General features: G+C 38.5%; 15 protein-coding genes. All 15 read right to left on the bottom strand.

What is annotated here, in order from left to right; genetic code table 11:
- Window positions 1-67: 67 nt before the first annotated feature.
- Window positions 68-1,900: a translation elongation factor 4 gene (gene lepA / locus J3U54_RS06365; RefSeq protein ID WP_103751741.1), complete on the bottom strand. Its 1,833-nt coding sequence runs from the start codon at window positions 1,898-1,900 to the stop codon at window positions 68-70.
- A 129-nt stretch (window positions 1,901-2,029) separates the two neighbouring features.
- Entirely contained in the window at window positions 2,030-3,172 is a 1,143-nt protein-coding gene (dnaJ, locus tag J3U54_RS06360) for a molecular chaperone DnaJ (RefSeq protein ID WP_103751742.1), read from the bottom strand.
- A gap of 78 nt (window positions 3,173-3,250) precedes the next feature.
- Complete coding sequence (gene dnaK / locus J3U54_RS06355) at window positions 3,251-5,113, bottom strand: molecular chaperone DnaK (RefSeq protein ID WP_103751743.1); 1,863 nt, start codon at window positions 5,111-5,113, stop codon at window positions 3,251-3,253.
- A gap of 18 nt (window positions 5,114-5,131) precedes the next feature.
- Window positions 5,132-5,725 (bottom strand): nucleotide exchange factor GrpE, encoded by a 594-nt coding sequence (gene grpE / locus J3U54_RS06350; RefSeq protein ID WP_267385497.1) that lies wholly within the window; start codon window positions 5,723-5,725, stop codon window positions 5,132-5,134.
- A gap of 12 nt (window positions 5,726-5,737) precedes the next feature.
- The gene (hrcA, locus tag J3U54_RS06345; protein WP_103751745.1) at window positions 5,738-6,787 is read right to left on the bottom strand and encodes a heat-inducible transcriptional repressor HrcA; all 1,050 of its coding nucleotides are present in this window, start codon (window positions 6,785-6,787) and stop codon (window positions 5,738-5,740) included.
- A gap of 139 nt (window positions 6,788-6,926) precedes the next feature.
- Window positions 6,927-7,859: a riboflavin biosynthesis protein RibF gene (gene ribF, locus J3U54_RS06340; protein WP_267385496.1), complete on the bottom strand. Its 933-nt coding sequence runs from the start codon at window positions 7,857-7,859 to the stop codon at window positions 6,927-6,929.
- A 21-nt stretch (window positions 7,860-7,880) separates the two neighbouring features.
- A complete protein-coding gene (truB, locus tag J3U54_RS06335) occupies window positions 7,881-8,774 on the bottom strand; it encodes a tRNA pseudouridine(55) synthase TruB (RefSeq protein ID WP_267385494.1) in 894 nt (297 codons plus the stop codon).
- 42 nt (window positions 8,775-8,816) lie between these two features.
- A complete protein-coding gene (locus tag J3U54_RS06330; RefSeq protein WP_103751748.1) occupies window positions 8,817-9,179 on the bottom strand; it encodes a ribosome-binding factor A in 363 nt (120 codons plus the stop codon).
- An 18-nt stretch (window positions 9,180-9,197) separates the two neighbouring features.
- The gene (gene infB / locus J3U54_RS06325) at window positions 9,198-11,843 is read right to left on the bottom strand and encodes a translation initiation factor IF-2 (RefSeq protein ID WP_267385492.1); all 2,646 of its coding nucleotides are present in this window, start codon (window positions 11,841-11,843) and stop codon (window positions 9,198-9,200) included.
- A 4-nt stretch (window positions 11,844-11,847) separates the two neighbouring features.
- The gene (locus J3U54_RS06320; RefSeq protein WP_220219769.1) at window positions 11,848-12,159 is read right to left on the bottom strand and encodes a ribosomal L7Ae/L30e/S12e/Gadd45 family protein; all 312 of its coding nucleotides are present in this window, start codon (window positions 12,157-12,159) and stop codon (window positions 11,848-11,850) included.
- A 2-nt stretch (window positions 12,160-12,161) separates the two neighbouring features.
- Window positions 12,162-12,458, bottom strand: coding sequence for an RNase P modulator RnpM (gene rnpM, locus J3U54_RS06315; RefSeq protein WP_103751751.1), 297 nt, complete (start codon window positions 12,456-12,458; stop codon window positions 12,162-12,164).
- A gap of 18 nt (window positions 12,459-12,476) precedes the next feature.
- Complete coding sequence (nusA, locus tag J3U54_RS06310; RefSeq protein ID WP_103751752.1) at window positions 12,477-13,742, bottom strand: transcription termination factor NusA; 1,266 nt, start codon at window positions 13,740-13,742, stop codon at window positions 12,477-12,479.
- An 18-nt stretch (window positions 13,743-13,760) separates the two neighbouring features.
- Entirely contained in the window at window positions 13,761-14,234 is a 474-nt protein-coding gene (gene rimP / locus J3U54_RS06305; RefSeq protein ID WP_103751753.1) for a ribosome maturation factor RimP, read from the bottom strand.
- Window positions 14,235-14,339: 105 nt separating this feature from the next.
- Window positions 14,340-18,650, bottom strand: a complete 4,311-nt coding sequence (locus tag J3U54_RS06300; protein WP_267385491.1) for a PolC-type DNA polymerase III — start codon at window positions 18,648-18,650, stop codon at window positions 14,340-14,342.
- Between the two features lie 5 nt (window positions 18,651-18,655).
- Window positions 18,656-20,356, bottom strand: coding sequence for a proline--tRNA ligase (locus tag J3U54_RS06295; RefSeq protein WP_267385489.1), 1,701 nt, complete (start codon window positions 20,354-20,356; stop codon window positions 18,656-18,658).
- Window positions 20,357-20,365 lie beyond the last annotated feature (9 nt).

Here is a 20,365-nt window from a genome sequence, read left to right as displayed (position 1 = left end):
ATTTAAATAATTAGCCTTTTTCCAATCAGAAGAAAATCAGGCAGTTTAATTAACCGCCTGACAAAAGTTATTTCAAATCATCATCGTTCATACGGAGAACTGCCATGAAAGCATCTTGTGGTACTTCAACATGACCAACTGCTTTCATCCGTTTTTTACCACGTTTTTGCTTTTCAAGTAATTTAGCCCGGCGGTCTGGATCACCAGTATGGATTTTCCAGGTAACATCCTTCCGGTATGGCTTGACTGTAGCTCGAGAAATGATTTTTGCACCAATCGCTCCTTGAATATCAACTTCAAAGTTTTGCCGCGGAATTAACTTCTTCAATAAAGAAGTCATTTGTCTAGCACGATTTTGTGCTTCATCGCGATGTGCAATAAAGCTCAATGCATCAATCACTTGTTTATTCAGCAAAATATCAATTTTAACTAAATCAGTAGCGCGATACCCAGTTATTTCATAATCAAGTGAAGCATATCCTTTAGTTGACGACTTCAAATCATCAAAAAAGTCATAAATAATTTCTGCAAGTGGCATATTATAAATCACATTAACGCGGTATTTATCTAGATAATCCATGGTTACAAAGTCGCCGCGTTTACGCTGACACAGTTCCATGACCGGACCGACAAAGTCATTTGGAACCATGACCTCGGCTTTGACATAAGGCTCTTGAACTTCTTTATATTCACCGGCTGAAGGAAGATCGGATGGATTATCGATTACCTTAGTCGAACCATCATTCATAATTGCATGATAATCAACCGAAGGAGCAGTCATAATTAAATCAAGGTTAAATTCTTGCTCTAGTCGCTCCTGGACAACGTCCATATGTAAAAGACCTAAGAAACCACAACGGAAACCGAATCCCAATGCCGTAGAAGTTTCAGGTTCAAATTCCAGCGCGGCATCATTTAACTGCAGCTTTTGTAATGCTTCTTTTAAATCATCATATTTAGAATTATCAACTGGGTACATTCCGGAATATACCATTGGCGGAATTTGGCGATAACCAGGTAATGGTTCAGCCGTTGGCTTTTCAGCAGAGGTGATTGTATCACCTACTCGAGTCTCACGGACAGATTTAATATTAGCAGTTAAATAACCGACATCTCCCGCAATTAAAATATCCTTCTTCACGGGGTGAGGACTCGAAACACCGACTTCAGTAACCTCGTATTCTTTACCTGTGTTCATAATTTTGATGTGATCACCAGGCTTGACCGTTCCCTCTTTAATCCGCACAGATAATACTACACCACGATAATCATCATATTTTGAATCGAAAATAAGTGCTTTAAGCGGATTAGTCAGAGAACCATCTGGTGCCGGTATATCCTGAACTATTTGTTCAAGTAAATTGGCAATACCTTGGCCAGTTTTTCCAGATACTTCGGCCGCGTTGCTTGCATCAATTCCAAGCATCTCAGTAATTTCTTCTTTTGCTTGGTCAGGATTGGCTGAAGGTAAATCAATTTTATTAATGACTGGTAGAATTTCAAGGTCATCGTCAATAGCCAAATAGGTGTTAGCCAAAGTTTGAGCCTGAACACCTTGGGACGCATCAACAACCAACAAGGCTCCTTCGCAAGCTGCAAGCGAACGAGAAACTTCATACGAAAAGTCCACGTGTCCTGGTGTATCGATTAAATGAAAAATGTAATCTTCTCCATCCTGAGCATGATATTTTATTTCAACAGAGTTCATTTTAATGGTAATTCCCCGCTGACGCTCAAGTGGCATGTCATCAAGCATTTGGTTTTTTAATTGGCGTTCTGAAACAGTATCCGTCAATTCTAAAATCCGATCGGCAATTGTGGATTTACCATGGTCAATATGCGCTACAATTGAAAAGTTACGAATATGTTTTTGATAATCTTGTAGTTTTTTAATATCCATATGTTATTTGCACCCTTTTTTCTATCTTTATTATTATAGCAAATTCACCGTTAGGGATAAAATTTTTGGTAAAACATTATTTTTACCCACAAAAAAACATTAAGTTCAGAACTTAATGTCTTTTTGTTATTATTGCAATTTCTCTTTTAGTCTTTCAAAAAAGCCTTTTTCTTGGGGAGTGATTGAACCGCCGCCAGCTTTAACAAAGTCCACTAAAGCTTGCTTTTGCTTTTCGTTGATCGTTTTTGGAATCTGGACTTGAATAGTAGTAACCTGATCACCATTGCCATTACCGCGAAGGTAAGGAACACCTTCACCACGGATAGTGAATTTCTTATTCGGTTGTGTTCCTGCTGGTATCTTTAACTTCTTATCACCATGGACCGTCTTAACCGTAATTTCATCACCAAGAGTAGCCTGAGCAAATGAGATTGGTACGGTAGTATAAATTGTGTTCCCACTACGCTCAAATTCTTTAGATGGCTTAATCCGGTAGCTTATGTACAAATCACCATAAGGTCCACCATTTTTACCTGCTTCACCTTGACCTTCATAACGTAGTTGTTGGCCATTATCAATTCCGGCTGGAATATTAACCTCAATGGTATTTTTACCGTCTACAACGCCATTACCATGACAAGTCTTACATGGATGCTCAATGATGACACCCCGACCATGACATTTATCACAGGTAGTTTGCCGCCGAATTACACCAATCATTGACTTTTGGCTAACGGTCATTATTCCCGTACCACCACATTTGTCACAGGTAATAGGTTGAGTACCCTTTTCAGCACCGTTACCCTTGCAAGTTGGACATGTTTCACTGCGAGTATAAGAAACTTGTGTTTTCTTACCATTAATCGCATCCATAAAGTCAATTGTTAACGTATAATCAAGATCTTCTCCGCGAGTTGGTGCCTTCGGATCAACATGACGTGACGAAGCTCCAGCACCACCAAAGAAATCATTAAAAATATCGCCGAAATCGCCAAAGCCACCGAAGTCGCCATATCCTTGACCGGCTCCACCGCCAAAGCCGCCCTGACCATTTACGCCAGCAGAACCAAATTGGTCATATTGTGCCCGCTTTTGTTGGTCATGTAAAACTTCATATGCTTCGTTAATTTTTTTATATTTTTCTTCTGCACCAGGTTCATGATTGATATCTGGATGATACTTTTTAGCTAGTTTACGGTAAGCAGAGTTAATTTCTTTATCACTGGCATTCCGATCAACGCCTAGCACATCATAGTAATCTTCTTGTGCCATCTAAAAGCTCCTTACTTTACAAAAGAAAAGAACTACTTATGCGGCAGTTCTTTTCTAATTTATTCAATTATAAACCCTTTATTTATCTGGGTCTACCTTATGAAATTCACCATCGCCAGCAGAGCCATTATCAGAGCCGCCATCTTGTGAACCTGGGTTTTGTGGGCCTGCCTGCGGACCAGCTTGACCTTGGGCACCTTGAGCTCCACCGTTAGCTTGGTATAATTTTACGGCTAAATCTTGAGCAACTTTTGATAATTCATCCTTCTTGGTCTTCATTTCATCCAAGTTATTATCTTTTTGTGCCTTCTTCAAAGCCTCAAGAGCATCTTTAACCTTCTTAGTATCGTCATCTGATACCTTGTCTTTGACTTCATCTAAGGTCTTTTCAGTTGAGAAGATTAATTGGTCAACCTCATTGCGAAGATCGACTTCTTCCTTCTTCTTTTTATCCTCTTCAGCATGTTCTTCAGCTTCTTTTTGCATCTTTTGAATTTCTTCATCAGATAAGCCGGAAGAACTCTTAATAGTAATCTTTTGTTCTTTTCCAGTACCCATATCCTTAGCAGATACATTAACGATACCATTCTTATCGATATCAAATGTAACTTGGATTTGTGGTACACCACGAGGAGCAGCAGGAATGTCAGTTAACTCAAAGCGACCTAAAGTCTTGTCATCAGCTGCCATTGGACGTTCACCTTGTAAAACATGGACATCTACTGCTGGCTGATTATCAGCTGCAGTTGAGAAAATTTGACTCTTTGAAGTTGGAATTGTGGTGTTCTTCTCAATTAATTTAGTGAAGACGCCACCCATTGTTTCAATCCCTAATGAAAGTGGTGTAACATCAAGTAATACGACATCTTTAACGTCACCAGAGATAACCCCACCTTGAATAGCAGCACCTAAAGCTACAGCTTCATCTGGGTTGATTGAATGGTCAGGTTCCTTACCAGCCCATTTTTTAACTGCTTCTTGAACAGCAGGTATACGAGTTGAACCACCGTTTAAAATAACTTTATCAATATCGCCAACAGTTAAATCGGCATCCTTCAACGCATTATCAAATGGGATCTTGGTACGATCAACTAAATCAGCAGTCAATTCATCAAACTTAGCACGAGTTAAGTCAGCTTCAAGGTGAAGAGGACCAGACTCACCAGCAGAAATGAACGGAAGAGAAATATGAGTTGATGATACACCTGATAAATCTTTCTTAGCTTTTTCAGCAGCATCCTTTAACCGTTGTAAAGCCATCTTGTCTTTAGAAAGGTCAACGCCATTTTCATCTTTAAAGTTCTTGATAAGCCAGTCAATAATCTTATTATCAAAGTCATCCCCACCAAGGTGAGTATCACCGTTAGTCGAAAGAACTTGGAAGACGCCGTCACCTAGTTGCAATACGGAAACATCAAATGTACCACCACCAAGGTCGTAAACTAATACTTTCTCGTCTTCAGCATCTTTATCAAGACCGTAAGCAAGTGATGATGCAGTAGGCTCATTGATGATCCGTTTAACTTCTAAACCGGCAATCTTACCAGCGTCCTTAGTAGCTTGACGTTGTGCATCGTTGAAGTATGCAGGTACGGTGATAACTGCTTCCGTAACTTTTTCACCTAAATAATCTTCAGAAAACTTCTTGATGTATTGTAAAATCATGGCAGAAATTTCTTGTGGAGTATAAGACTTATCGCCAATTTTTACCTTGTAATCAGTCTCACCCATATGACGCTTAATTGATGAAATTGTGTTAGGATTCGTGATTGCTTGTCTCTTAGCAACTTCACCTACTTGAATTTCACCATCTTTAAATGCGACAACGGATGGAGTGGTACGGTTACCTTCTGGGTTAGTAATAATCTTTGGTTCTTTACCCTCTAAAACTGCTACTGCTGAGTTAGTGGTTCCGAGGTCAATACCGATAACTTTTGACATTAATAATCTTCCTTTCAATTATTGTGCAACAACAACCATTGCTGGTCTTAGTGTACGATCTTTATATGAATATCCTTTTTGTAAAACTTGAACAACGTGATCTTTTTGTTCATCATTTTCAGCTTCTACAGTTTGTACTGCTTGATGTAAATTAGGATCAAATTTAGCTCCCTCAGCTTCAATTTCACTGATACCATGATCCTTCATCGCCTTAATCAAAGAATCCAAAGTCATTTGGACACCCTTTTTAAGTTGTTTAGAAGCTTCATCATCTACTTTAGTATTCAAGGCACGTTCAAGGTTATCCATTGCTGGTAGAACATCCTTTGCTAAAGATTGTGATTCATACTTGATTAATTGTGCACGCTCATTATTGTAGCGATTTTGCATATTTTGCATTTCCGCTTGACTACGAAGGAATTTGTCCTCCAAGTCTTTCTTTTCTTCTTGAGCTTTGACTAAATTTTCCGCAAGCTTTTTTTCTGCGGATTTTTGATCTTTGTGTTCGTCAGCCTTAGTACTTACTTTGCTTTTTTCATCTTTTTTAGCTTTTTCTGTTTGACTTTTATCTTTGGCCAAATCTTTTTCGCTAACATATTTTTCCTTACTCACGGCTAACCTCCTTTATTTAAACCTACCATAATATTCAAGTAGTTTCTTAGCCAATTCATTTCTAAAGTATTCCAAAAGGCCAATAACTTGTGAATATGGCATATTATTCGGGCCAAGTAAAGCAATTATGCCCTTGCCATGGGAGCCAACGCTATACTCTGCCGTAAGCAGACTATAATCTCTTAACAAATCATTTGACAATTCAGAACCCAAACTTACACGTACCGGATATTTTCCACCATCTGAATTAGTCTTGTCATCAACAAAATTAGAAATCAAATCATTGTGATCAATCAATTCATATAGTGAACGCAAGCTAGAAACATCATCAAACGAACTATTATTCAATAAGTTGATTTGACCATCAACATACATCTGCTCACTAGCAGCATCGTTAATAACATCTTCAACTAAATCAATTAGTTCGCTTACATGATTACTCGTTAGCTTTTTACCCAAGGTCTGATTAAGCAAGGTAGGAGTTATCTCACTTAAAGCTTTTCCTACGAGTTCATCGTTAATCATCCGCACAGCTTTTTCTACTTCATCACCGTGAACATTATAAGGTAAGCTGTAAACTTGGCTATGGACGTTACCATCACTAGTTACCAAGATAGCCATAATTTGGCGATTAAATAACGGTACGATTCGAAAGCCAGTGATAGTTAAATCACTATTTTCGGGTCCCTCTGCAAAAGCAGTGTAATTAGTCAAGTCAGAAAGAATTTTGGCAGCTTCCTGTACAATCTCGTTGACTTGGTGAAAAGGCTGATCTAATTGACTAACAATTTTCTGGTAAACAGACGACGGGATTTGAAGAGGTTCAAGTAAATTATCTAAGTAATACCGATACCCTTCAGTAGACGGTACGCGTCCACTTGAAAGGTGTGTTTTCTCAAGTAATCCCTTGTCTTCCAAAGCAGCCATTTCATTACGAATAGTTGCACTCGAAACTTTAATTGGCAACTGATTCATGACCGTTTTAGATCCAACCGGTTCATGCGTTTGCGTAAAATCATTAATAATTGTCTTTAAAATTAATTCTTGACGTTCGGTCAACATAAAAATCGCCCTCACTTTTAGCACTCATACTTATCAGGTGCTAACAATTATTATGATACTAGTTTTTAGCAGAATGTCAAGTCGAGTGCTAAACTTTTTTATGACAAAATGCAGTTTTCTAATTAACCGGAAAAATTTATTAGTTTCTCTGGGCAAAATAAGCCTTTATTTCAGCTTCATCTTGTTTCATCTGCATTTTTAGCTCGTTCAAGTTAGCAAACTTAATCTCACCACGTGTATACTTGTACCATTTTATAACCATGTCCTCGTCATAAGCTTCTTCATTAAATCCAAATAAATTAGATTCAATAAAAATCCTCTTATTATCATTAATAGTTACATTATAGCCAACACTGGTCATTGAGTCATACCATTGACCCTTAATTTTAGTTCGGGTTGCATACACGCCAACCTTTGGCACCACTTTGTTAGTATCCCATACTAGATTAGCTGTAGGAAAGCCCAATTTATGTCCATTACGCAGACCATGACCTACTGTCCCAGACATAACATATGGCGCACCCAAAAGTTTTTGTGCTAAGTCCATCTGACCAGCAGTAATTGCCTTTTTAATTTCCGTCGAGCCAATCTTTTGACCATCATAAGATTGTTTCGGAACATCAATTATTTCAAATCTGCCTCTAGCAAATTTAGGAAAATTTTTCATATTAGCAATATCTTTAGGACCATAAGTATAATCAAAGCCAGCCACTACCGTGTCAGCACCCAGTTTGACGACAATGTTATCAACAAATTCTTGTGCAGTTAACTGGCAAAATTGCTCATTAAAATGCATGACCAATAAATAGTCGACACCAAGTTTTTGCATTTTATAGGCTTTTTCACCTAAATTATCTATATAGGTAACTTGTGAATTTTGGTAAACCTCTTTAGGATGACGGTCAAAGGTCATTACAACCAAGGGCAAGTGCTTGTCGTCTGCCTTTTTTTTGGCAATTTTAATTAACTGTTGGTGTCCGAGATGGACGCCATCAAAAAAACCAAGCGCTAAGATAATATTAGTTGAAAATAGCTTTTCGCCGATGGGGTAAGTTAAATGGATAATGTGCACGATAAATAACCTTCATTTCACCTATTCGTTTTGTAACAGCATCAAATCAGGGCGATAAACAGCATCATCCTTTTGATAGATTGCTTTAACGCTATTATTGTACCTTAATGCAACCTTTTTTGCATTCGTTTTCAAAGGGATTGAATTGCCATTTTTTACTTTTAGCCATTGACCACTAGTTAAATCGCAAGTTTCATAGTCCTTAAAAAAGGCACCAATTGGTTGAATAAAGTTGATCACTTCATCAGGATGAGCAATAATTTGATCAAGTTTAACCGCTTGATCAATGGTAAAACCAGAACTTGCAGTCCGGCGTAATGTTTTCATCACGGCTGGAACCCCGAGCCGGGTGCCTAAGTCATTAACAAGGGATCTTACATATGTACCTTTACTACATTCAATTTGAAAATCAAATTCTTGAAAACCGGTTTTTGAATCAAATACCGGTTCAGACATAGTATCATAGGCAAAAATTTGCACTTGCCTTTTTGGCCGTTCTACTTCGATACCCTCACGAGCGTATTCATATAGATGCTTACCGTTAACCCGGACAGCTGAATAAATTGGTGGTACCTGTTCAATTTGACCAACGAATTTCTGCATTTGCTGTTCAATTTCTTCTTTTGCAATCGGATCAGTCAACTTTTGACTTTTGAGAACCTTACCACTTATATCATAGCTATCAGTAGCATAGCCTAAAATAGCTGTTCCCACATATTTCTTATTTTGCGTATGCATTAATTCAATTAACTTGGTAGCCTGACCAATTGCTATTGGCAAAACACCAGTTACATCGGGATCCAAAGTACCAGCATGACCCATTTTCCTAATATGAAGGGCTTTGCGTAAATGGTAGACGACGTCAGCACTGGTCATGCCTTTGTCTTTATCAACCACTAAAATTCCATTTATCATTTTACCTTACCCACTAAAAAAGCGCCCAACAGCGCTTTTTGGTTAATTATTTCGATCTTCATCTTGCTTTTTAACTTCAGCAATTAGTCGATCAATTTTACTACCATATTTTACTGAATTGTCTCGCTTGAAAATTAATTCAGGCACTTTATAAACTGTTAAAATTTGACCAAGCAAATGACGCATCATGCCCTTTGCTTTTTCAAGTCCTGCAGCAGCTTCTTCTTCCTTTTTTGGATTTTCAGAAAGAATGCTGTAGTAAACAGTTGCATACGACAAATCATTAGTACATTCAACTGCAGTAATTGTAACATCGCTTACGCGTGGATCACGAATATTTTTCCGCAGAATTTTGGTTAATTCACGGAGGATCTCTCCTTCAACACGACCTACTCTGTGTTTCATGTTTTCCTCCCCGTCAAACTAGTTAGGCTTAACTTCTTGCTGTTCAACTGCTTCTAATTCATCACCAATTTTAATGTCATTATAGCCTTCAATTGTCAAACCACAGTCAAAACCTTGCTTAACAATTTTAGCATCATCCTTAAATCGCTTAAGTGAAGCAACTTTACCGTTATAAATGACCACACCGTCACGAATTAAGTTGACATCAGAATCGCGTGTGATGTAACCTGAGTCAACAAAAGCACCGGCAATAGTTCCAACTTTAGAAACTTTCCAAGTTTCACGAACTGTTAAGTTGCCGACAACCTTGTCCTCGTATGTTGGTTCAAGCATTCCTTGCATAGCTGCCTTAACATCATCAATCGCCTTGTAAATAATACTATATAAGCGAATATCGACACCATCAGCCTCAGCTTGCGACTTAGCAGTTGCCGTTGGTCGAACATTAAAGCCGATGATGAAGGCATTGGAAGCACCAGCCAATGTGACATCAGATTCATTAACGGCACCTACGCCTGCGTGAATAATGTTAACGCGAACGCCTTCTACCTCAATCTTTTCTAGAGATTGTTGCAAAGCTTCTGTCGAACCTTGAACATCTGCCTTTAAGACAACATCGACTTCCTTCATATTCTCTTTCTTCATTGTGTCAAACAAATTATCAAGAGTAACATGAGTAACATTTTCACGTGATTGTTGTAATGCTTGTTGAGCTCTTTGCTCACCAACACTTCGAGCAGTCTTTTCGTCATCAAAGACAACGATCTTATCGGCTGATTCAGGAACATCATTCAAACCAGTAATTTCAACTGGCATTGAAGGTGTTGCCTTTTCAACCTGCCGACCACGATCATTGGTCATTACCCGAACACGACCAAACCGGTTACCAACAACAATTGGATCACCTGTATGAAGCGTACCTTGTTGAATTAACAAGTCGGCAACTGGACCACGTCCACGAGACAACCGAGCTTCAATAACAGTACCGATAGCTTTTTGTTTTGGATCAGCCTTTAATTCCATCACATCAGCTTGAAGTAAAATCATTTGCAATAATTCATCAACATTTTCACCAGTTTTGGCAGAAATATTAACAAAAATGGTATCGCCACCGTAATCTTCCGGAATAAGATTATACTTCATCAATTGCTCAGTAACATGTTGTGGGTTGGCGCCTGGAGCATCCATTTTATTGATTGCAACAATGATTGGAACTTTAGCGCTTTTAGCATGATCAATCGCTTCAATTGTTTGTGGCATTACACCGTCATCTGCAGCTACAACCAAAACAACAATATCAGTAATCTCTGCACCACGTTCACGCATATTTGAAAAGGCCGCATGTCCAGGGGTATCCAAGAAGGTAATCAAATGATTATCAATTCTAACCTGATATGCACCAATCTTTTGCGTAATACCGCCAGCTTCATGGTCGGTAACATGAGTATGACGTAAACGATCAAGTAAAGTCGTCTTTCCGTGGTCAACGTGACCCATGATTGTTACTACAGGTGGACGCTTAATCTGATGCTTAGATTCCTTAGAGGCTTCCATTCTCTTATTGTATAAGTTATCAATATCAGACATGTCCTCATGAACTTTTTCTTCAGCATTAATTCCGTATTCAGCCGCTACTAGTTCAATTGCGTCCTTATCCAAAGATTGATTTTGATTAGTCATTACACCAAGCATGAATAACTTTTTAACAATTTCTGCTGGTTCACGATGAAGAATTTTACCCAAATCTTGTGCATTCATCCCAACTTCATAAACTAAAGTTTCTGGTAATGGACGCTCTTTTCTTTGAGTTGGCTGCTTTTTCGGCATTTGTTCATATTGCCGTTTCTTATTCTTGCGCTTACGCTTCTCTTGGTGCTTAGAATAAGTATTGTTGTTATTGCCAAATGCTTGATTCTTTCCTTTGCGACCTGGTTTACCATTATTACGTGAATTATGGCCATTACCACGATGCTTTTCTTCTTTGGCAGGCTCTGGAACAGAGTTATTGTCGATAGCCTTTGGCCGCTCTGAAGTAGCAGTTTGGTTTTGCTTCATTCTAGCTGGCGAAGGCTTAATAATTTTAGGACCGGTCACTTTAGGAGCAGAAGTTTCAACTTTGTTTACTTTAACAACTTCTTGCTTCTTGGCACTGGTTTCTTCCTTAGTTTCTTGTGGTTTACTTGTATTATTCTTATAAGACTGACGAGCCTTTTCAGTTTGACGATTCAGCGTACTCTCTTCAACTCTCTGTTTTTGTTTTAATTGTTTCAAAAGATCTTGTGCAGCGGGTTTCTGTGTTCTTGTGGATTGTTCTTGGTTAGAACGTTGCTGTGAATGATCTTGCTCTTTGCGATTGCGGTTATTTGAACGGTGGTTATTACTGTGCCAATTGTTCTTATTACTTTTACCGTCTTCATGGTTTTTCTCATTTTTACGAATAGAAGTAATAGAAATCTTAATCTTGCCACTCTTTTTAGCGGCCTTTTCTTGTTTTTTGGCGGGAGTGGGTTTACGAAAACTAACCTTTAACTGATTCACTTGTGAATCCTCTAGTGATGACATATGATTTTTTACATCAAAGCCAAGGTCTTTCGCCTTATTGACCACATCTTTATTATCGATGCCTAAATCTTTTGCAATTTCATAGATTCTTTTCTTAGCCATCAAATCACACTCCTTCATTTATCTTTTGTATTAACGCTTTGCAAAAACCTGTATCAGTAATCCCCAATACCTTACGGTTTTTACCTATTGCATGCGATATCTCGCTACTGCTGAATTCAGAAATGACAGTAACATCATTTTGCTTAGCAATTCGAGTAAGCTTTTCGCTTGTATCCGCGTGACTATCATTAGCCAAAATTACTATTTTAACTTTTTTTGCCTTTAAGCCAACTGATACGATTTCCAAACCGGAAACAAGCTTACCAGCTCGCTCAGCAAGCCCTAGCAAATTCAATGCCTTTTGTCTATTTTGCAACTTTAATCATCACCAAACAATTCTTTTCTTGCTTTTTGATGATCAACATAGGAATATAATTCTTCATAAAATGAAGCGGCAATTTTAACACCTAAGCTTCGCTCAAGAACTCCTTTTTCTTTTGCTTGCTCAATTTTGTCAGGATCAAGCGATACATATGCACCACGTCCTGGTTTTTTCCCTGTAGGATCAACAGAAATGTTTTTTTCCTTATCAATTACAATCCGAACTAACTCTTTTTTCGGTTGCATGGTATTGGTTAATAAATCTTTCCGCATCGGAATTTTTCTTTTTTTCAAAAGAGTTCACCCCCTGCCTTATTCGTCGACAGTATCTTCACTTTCAGTAGAAGTTGGTTCAGCATCTTGCTCTGTTTCTTCATCCTCTTGAGTAGAAGTAGCGGCATTCTCATCTTCATCATCAACTGAAGAATCGTCGTCAGCTGAAACGGAATCAGCAATATCTTCAGCGGCTTCATCTACTACATCGTTTAAAGCAGCATCTTCATTTTCCTGATTTGCTTCGTTTGAGCTTTCATCGACAAACTCAACTTCTGATTCTGGCCTGATGTCAATCTTGTAGCCCGTTAGCCGAGCAGCTAAACGAACATTCTGACCCTTTTTACCAATGGCAAGCGATAACTGGTAATCCGGAACAATTACCAATGCACTTTTTTCATCTTCTTCATCGCCAAATTGAACCGCAATAACTTCTGCAGGGTTCAATGCATTAGCAATAAAATCAGACGGATCTTCTTCATACTTAACGACGTCAATATTCTCGCCACCTAGTTCATTAACTACGTTTTGAACTCGGGCACCGCGTTGACCAACACAAGTACCAACAGGATCAATGTTTGGATCGTTAGACTTAACAGCAATCTTAGTTCTGTCTCCCGCTTCACGCGCAATCGAAACAATTTCTACTGTCCCATCGTAAATCTCAGGAACTTCTTGTTCAAAAAGACGCTTAACCATATCAGGGGCTGTCCGTGAAACAGTAATTTGTGCGCCCTTGGTATCAGAACCAACATGAGTGACAAGTACCCGAATTTGGTCTTGAGGGTTATAAGTTTCGTTAGGCATCTGGTCGTTTCTAGGCATAACAGCTTCAACATTACCAATTTTAACATAAACAAAGCGGTTGTCGCGCCGTTCAACTGTACCCGTAATCAATTCATCTTCATATTGTGAATATTCGTTAATGATATGGTTTCTTTCAGCTTCCCGCAAATGTTGCATAATAACTTGTTTAGCTGTTTGTGCAGCAATTCGACCAAAGTTTTTAGGTGCAACCTCAAATCTGATTTTATCGCCCAATTCGTATGCTTTATTAATGGCTAAAGCATCTTTCAAACTGATCTCAAGTCTGTCGTCGTGAACTTCTTCAACAACAACTTTCTCAGTCATTAATTTGAAATCGCCTCGGCGCTCATCAAATTCAACAACAACATTGGTTGCCTGATTATAATTCTTTTTATATGCCGCAACAAGCGCTGCCTCGATAGCTTCAACAATCACATCTTGTTTGATACCCTTTGTTTTTTCTAAAGTAGCAAACGCCTCTAGCATTTCTTTAGACATAAGTTTTAATCAGCCTTTCTAAAATTCAATTGCAAAACGTATATTTGCAATTAACTTACGGGGAATAGTTAATTGTTTCCGCCTTGTTTTTATCTTTACTTCTAATTCGATTTCATCAGTATTAAATGACTTTAACGTACCTTCGTATTCTTTTTCACCGAGAACTTTTTGGTAAAGGCCAACGTGAACGTAATTATTCAAAGCTTTTTGCCAGTCCTTCTCAGATTTTAAAGGTCGTTCGATACCAGGAGAAGATAATTCTAAAACGTAAGGATCGGGGAATGGATCAGGCTCGATTTCATCTAACTTGGCGGAAATTAATTCGCTAAGTCCAGCTATTTCGTCCATATCAATTCCATTTTCACGGTCAACATATATTCTTAAATAATTTTGACCTTTTTCTTTTGCGTATTCAATATCTACAAATTCATCATTGCGTTGTTCAATGATTGGTTTGATCTCTGCAAGTACAGAATCTTTAACTTTCGCCAAGTACTTTCCTCCGTAATAAAAAGAGTGAGCAAAACTTGCTCACTCCGAATCATTTATTCGAACTTCTTTAAGAAGTATACCATAATTATATTAATACTGCAAAATTTAAAAGAGTGAAAGTTGATTTTGGTCAGGCATCCCTTCCAAAACTTCATTTTCTTCTAAATAATCCATTATTGTTTGCGAAACTTTTCCTCTCTTAGATAAGTCTTCTTTGGAGAGAAATTCTTGCTCAGTCCGAGCAGCCACGATTTGCTTTGCGGCATTATTTCCTAGACCGGGAACAGCGTTAAACGGAGCCAAAATAGTATGCTTATCAATAATCTTAAAATTAGTTGCTTCCGAATTATTGATATCAACCATTTTAATCTTAATTCCCCGCTCAAGACACTCATTTGCAATTTCTAAAACAGTTAATAAGCTTTTATCCTTTGCTGAGGCATCATTACCCTTTTCTTGAATATCAGCCATTGCTTTCTTGACAGTATTTTTACCATGACTCATTGCTACTAAGTCGAATAGGTCAGCACGTACAGAAAAGTAAGCAGTGTAGTATATTTCAGGGTAATATACTTTAAACCAAGCAATCCGCAGAGCCATTAGAATATAAGCAGTCGCGTGGGCCTTCGGAAACATATATTTAATCTTCAAACAAGACTCAATATACCAGTCAGGTATTTTATCATTTTTCTTCAAAACTGCCATGTCATCATCACTAATGCCACGCCCGTGACGAACAGATTCCATCGTGGAAAATGCAACCTCTGGTTTTACCCCCCAGTGAATCAAGTCCATCATGATGTTATCCCGACACCCAATTACATCTTTCAACTTGCAAGTTCCATCATTGATAAGTTCTTCGGCGTTGCCTAGCCAAACATCAGTACCATGAGAAAGTCCAGAAATCTGTAACAATTCAGAAAATGTGGTTGGCTTGGTTTCTTCTAGCATTCCACGAACAAATCTAGTTCCAAATTCTGGCACCCCTAGCGTTCCAGTTTTTGACTGAATTTGTTCAGGAGTCACTCCTAATATTTTTGGACTTGAGAAGAGTGACATGACACCTGGATCATCTGGTGGAATAGTCAGTGGATCAACTCCAGACAAATCTTGCAGCATTCTGATCATCGTCGGGTCATCGTGTCCTAAAATATCAAATTTTAAGATATTATCATGAATTGAATGGAAGTCAAAGTGCGTTGTTTTCCAAGCAGCATCAACATCATCAGCTGGATATTGAACAGGCGTGAAATCGTAAATGTCCATGTCGTCAGGAACAACGACGATTCCCGCTGGGTGCTGGCCCGTCGTTCTTTTTACTCCACTGACGCCAGCGGCCAACCGATCTAGCTCGGCTTTTCTTAAATTAAGTTCTTTTTCTTCATCGTAATGCTTAGCATAGCCATAGGCTGTTTTATCAGCCACAGTGGCAATAGTACCAGCACGATATGAATTGCCTGGGCCAAACATAACCCGAATAAAATTATGGGCAACAGGCTGATAGTCACCGGAAAAATTCAAATCGATATCTGGGACCTTATCGCCGTGAAAGCCTAGGAAAGTTGCAAACGGAATATCTTGACCATCTTTAACGAGCTCGGCACCACATTTAGGACATTTTTTGTCGGGCAAGTCATAACCAGACCCATATTCACCATTTTCAAAAAACTCTGAATACTGGCACTCTGGACAACGATAATGCGGCGCCAAAGGATTAACTTCAGTAATACCAGACATTGTTGCAACTAGACTAGATCCAACCGATCCCCGCGAACCAACTAAATAGCCATCTTTATTTGACTTAGCTACTAGTCGTTGAGAAATCAAGTAAATAACGGCATACCCGTTAGATATAATCGAATTTAATTCCATATCCAAACGATCTTGAACAATTTTTGGAAGTGGCTTGCCATAGAGTTCATACGCTTTATCGTAGGTTAGCCGTTTCATTTCCTCGTCGGAATTTTCAATATGAGGTGGATACAGTCCATCCTTAATCGGCGCAATTTCTTCAACGGATTCAGCAATTTTGTTTGGATTAGTAATTACAATCTCTTTTGCAGCCTCTTCACCTAAAAAGCTAAACGCATCAAGCATTTCTTGCGTTGTATAAAAATGCAAATCGGCTTGTTTCTTGTTTCGTTCAGGATTACTACGCTGAGCAGAAATTAAAATAGTCCGGTAAATGGCATCATGTTCTTCTAAATAATGAGCATCGCCAGTTGCAACAACTGGTTTATCCAGTTCATGCCCCAACTTATAGATATTGGTTAGGATTTCTTCCAATTCTGCTTGGTCGGCAATTAAATGATCCTCAATTAACTGCGAATAATTTGCAGGTGGCTGCACTTCAAGGTAATCATAAAATTTAGCTTTTTTCCGTGCTTCGTCATACCCTTTCTGCATCATTGCAACAAAGACTTCGCCTTCAGAGCAACCGGAACCATATAGTAACCCCTCATGATTTTTAACTAAATCTGATTTAGGTGTACGTGGAATGCGGTAAAAGTATTTGGTACTGGCTATTGATACCAAACGATACATATTTTTTAAACCTGCTTGGGTTTTAGCTAAAACGGTCATATGCTGCGGTCGCGCCCTCTGAAAGACTTGTCCGTGGGCAGCATAATCATTCATTTTACCAAGATCATCCTCACCATACTTTTTAGTAAAAGCTTCTAAAAGCTTAAACATTAAGTAACCCGTTGCTTCGGCATCTTGATTAGCACGGTGGTGATGTTCAAGAACAACATTATATTTCTTTGCAAGAGAATCTAACGTATGACGCGTTTGTTCTGGGTGAAGCAGCCTCGAAACTTCAAGTGTATCAACAACTGGTTGCGTAATTTCTGCTAAGTCCGCACGTCGTAAAGCGGCATTAACAAAGCCGACATCAAACTGAACATTATGACCACATAACGGACGATCGCCATAAAAATCTTGAAACTGCTTAATAACAACAGCTTCATCATCGGCAGCCGTGACCATTTCATCAGTAATCGAAGTTAAATTAATAGTTTGTTCACTTAATGGATGATGCGGATTAATAAATTTATCAAAGCGCTCCAGGACTTCACCGTCCTTCATTTTGACAGCACCAATTTCAATAATAGTGTCATAAACAGAAGACAAACCAGTTGTTTCAACGTCAAAAATCACAAATTCCCGGTTTTCGTAAGTCATAGGAGCTGGATTTAGCACTAACAAAGCATGATCATCAATCATGTTGGCTTCCAGACCATAAACAATTTTGACACCATTTTTCTTACCAGCATTATATGCTTCAGGGAAGGCTTGGACATCTGCGTGATCAGTAATTGCAATTGCCTTTTGACCAAATTTTTTAGCTGCGGCAACAAAATCCGAAGCAGTATTAGTTGCATCAAGCTGACTCATATTAGTATGAAGATGCAATTCTACCCGCTTTTCTTCACCATCGTATTTTTCTTGCCGGCCGACATGTTCTACTGCTTCAAAGCTGGCAACATTGAAAACCACATCATGACTCCATTGATCTTCTGAAGCTGATCCCTGCATTTTTGCCCAGGTGCCAGGTTTTAACTCTGAGATGCTATTCATTTGTTCTTTGTCAGAAATAAATTTCTTGAAAGAAATTGAATCTGAATAGTCAGTAATTTCACCGGTAAAAATCACGGTACCCGTCTTTAATTCGCGACTTTCAATATTAAAAATGTTACCTTCAATTACAACATTACGCGTTCCGTCAATTACCTCTTTTATTTGAGTGATTGGTAAACTCTCGTTAAGTTGTCGGCTGCCATAGCGTGTTTTCCTAGTCGGATAATTATTTTGCTGCTTCGGTTTTTCTTTAGGCGGAGCGGCATTGTATGCCTCCTGCATAATTTGCTCATGTTGCTCTTGTAACTGCTGTAAGCTGGCCAAGTTACTCTGTGAATTTGCTTCGTCTATTTCGGTCACAAATTTAAGATTAAAAAAGCCATAGTCGCGCATTTCTTCAGCAAGCTGGTCCAGCATTTTTTGCTCAATTAGACCATCAACAACTAAATTATCGACTGGAATAATCCAACGACCATCCTCTTTTTTGGGTTTATGGCTAGAAATAAATTCGCGTGCCACCGGTTGTAAAACTTGCGAATTTTGCACAACAAAATGCCAATAGTCCGTGAGATAGTCGTCTAATCCATCTTTCGTACGCACAAATAGACGGGTTTTAACGAAAGATGAAAAAGTAGCATTTATCGCTTTATTTAGTGCGTCATATGTTTCAAATTTAAGGGGTGTAGTAAAAAGAACGTGAATATCCCACCTATGTTCTTTAGCGTAAACATCCACGTTCTCAATTTCGCCTTTTTGCAACAAATCATTATCTGAAAATTGATTTGGAAAATTAATTTGTTGTAAAAGTCGTAAGAAAAGTTCGTTTTTATTAGTCACGAAAATTATCCTAACTCTTTATTTACAAAATCGGCAAGCTCAGCAACCGAAATTTCGCTAGCCTTATCATCTGTTGGTCGCTTAACTTCCACAATACCTTCACTAGCCTTTTTACCAATAGTAATTCTAATTGGGGCTCCAACTAAATCTGCATCAGCAAATTTAACACCAGCCCGTTCGTTACGATCATCATATAATACATCATAATTAGAACTAAACATTTTCTCAAGTTTTTCAGCTAACTCGGTTTGTTCTTCATCCTTCATTTTCATTTGAACAATGTGCAAATCAAATGGAGCAATTTCCTTTGGCCAAGCAATGCCAAATTTAGTAAGATGTTGTTCAATAACAGCAGACAAAACTCTTGTTACACCAATGCCATAGGAACCCATGATTACGGGTTGTGTCTTACCATTTTGATCTAAGAAATTTGCACCCATTTTTTCGGTGTAGTACGTTCCCAACTTAAAGATGTGTCCTACTTCAATTGAAGTCGTAAATTTTAATGGTAAGTGATCAACTGGATCAGGTTCGCCCTCGTTCGCAACCCGAAGGTCAGCAAATTCATTTACTTTAAAGTCGCGGTCAAGGTTAGCATTCTTATACTGATAGCCCTCTTTGCCTGCACCAACAATGACGTTAATCAGACCTTCAACTGTCTTATCGGCAATCACTTTATCTGCCCAATCAGAAGCAACTGGGCCTACACTTCCCTTGCCAACTCCCGTGATTTCCTTTAATTCATCGTCAGAAGCAACACGAACAGAATCTGCATCAAGAGCATGAGTTAACTTGACTTCATTAATTTGTTTATCACCGCGAATAAGAACCAATACTTTTTCTTGTTCATTTACAATGTATAAAACGCTCTTAACAATTTTAGTCTTAGGAAAAGCTAAAAACTCAGCTAAATCAGCAATTGTTTCTTGTCCAGGTGTAGCAACTTCTGTTAATTCAGCTTCATCTTCGGGCTCTGGTTTAAAAGTATCTTCGCTGACTGCCATTTCCAAATTAGCAGAATATGTTCCTGTTTCATTGGTTGCAATAGTATCTTCACCAATTGCAGCAGGTGCTTGAAATTCAGTTGAGTTTTTGCCACCCATTGTTCCTGAGTCTGCAATTACTGGAGTTACTTTTACACCGCAGCGCCGAAAAATTGCTTCAAACGCCTTTTTTTCATCATCAAATTGTTGATCAAGTTGTTCTCTAGTTGCTGCAAAGCTATATGCATCAAGCATAATAAATTCTCTGGTCCGTAATAAACCAAATCTTGGGCGATTTTCATCCCGAAATTTAGTTTGAATTTGGTAAAGAGCAATTGGCATTTGCTTGTAGCTCTTAAGATTTTTGGCAACAATTTCTGTAAATGTTTCTTCATGAGTTGGTCCTAGCAGGCTCTGACGACCGTGACGGTCTTTTAACCTGAACATTTCTGGACCATATTTTTGCCATCTACCAGAATCTTCCCACAAAGTTGCAGGTAAAAGTTCAGGCATTGCCATTTCTGGCACATTAATTTTAGCCATTTCTTCTTCCATTATTCTTTCGGCCTTTTTTAAGACACGATAGCCTAATGGTAAATAAGCATAAACACCAGCCGTTACTTGACGGACATATCCGCCACGAAGCATCAGCTTATGACTTTCAGCAACAGCATCTGCTGGTGCTTCTTTTGACGTAGGCATAAATAATTTAGATTGACGCATTAACAATTC

Origin of the sequence: Lactobacillus sp. B4007, assembly GCF_026535895.1 — a bacterium.
GTDB classification, from domain to species: domain Bacteria; phylum Bacillota; class Bacilli; order Lactobacillales; family Lactobacillaceae; genus Lactobacillus; species Lactobacillus panisapium.
Note: the sequence above shows the minus strand (reverse complement) of the source record. Positions and strands in the feature narration are given on the sequence as shown.

What these genes read in the sequence shown, in the direction of transcription:
- lepA (WP_103751741.1), bottom strand. Translation starts at nt 1,900, where the DNA reads ATGGATATTAAAAAACTACAAGATTATCAAAAACATATTCGTAACTTT.
- dnaJ (WP_103751742.1), bottom strand. Translation starts at nt 3,172, where the DNA reads ATGGCACAAGAAGATTACTATGATGTGCTAGGCGTTGATCGGAATGCC.
- dnaK (WP_103751743.1), bottom strand. Translation starts at nt 5,113, where the DNA reads ATGTCAAAAGTTATCGGTATTGACCTCGGAACCACTAACTCAGCAGTA.
- hrcA (WP_103751745.1), bottom strand. Translation starts at nt 6,787, where the DNA reads ATGTTGACCGAACGTCAAGAATTAATTTTAAAGACAATTATTAATGAT.
- truB (WP_267385494.1), bottom strand. Translation starts at nt 8,774, where the DNA reads ATGATAAATGGAATTTTAGTGGTTGATAAAGACAAAGGCATGACCAGT.
- J3U54_RS06330 (WP_103751748.1), bottom strand. Translation starts at nt 9,179, where the DNA reads ATGAAACACAGAGTAGGTCGTGTTGAAGGAGAGATCCTCCGTGAATTA.
- infB (WP_267385492.1), bottom strand. Translation starts at nt 11,843, where the DNA reads ATGGCTAAGAAAAGAATCTATGAAATTGCAAAAGATTTAGGCATCGAT.
- nusA (WP_103751752.1), bottom strand. Translation starts at nt 13,742, where the DNA reads ATGTCTAAAGAAATGCTAGAGGCGTTTGCTACTTTAGAAAAAACAAAG.
- J3U54_RS06295 (WP_267385489.1), bottom strand. Translation starts at nt 20,356, where the DNA reads ATGCGTCAATCTAAATTATTTATGCCTACGTCAAAAGAAGCACCAGCA.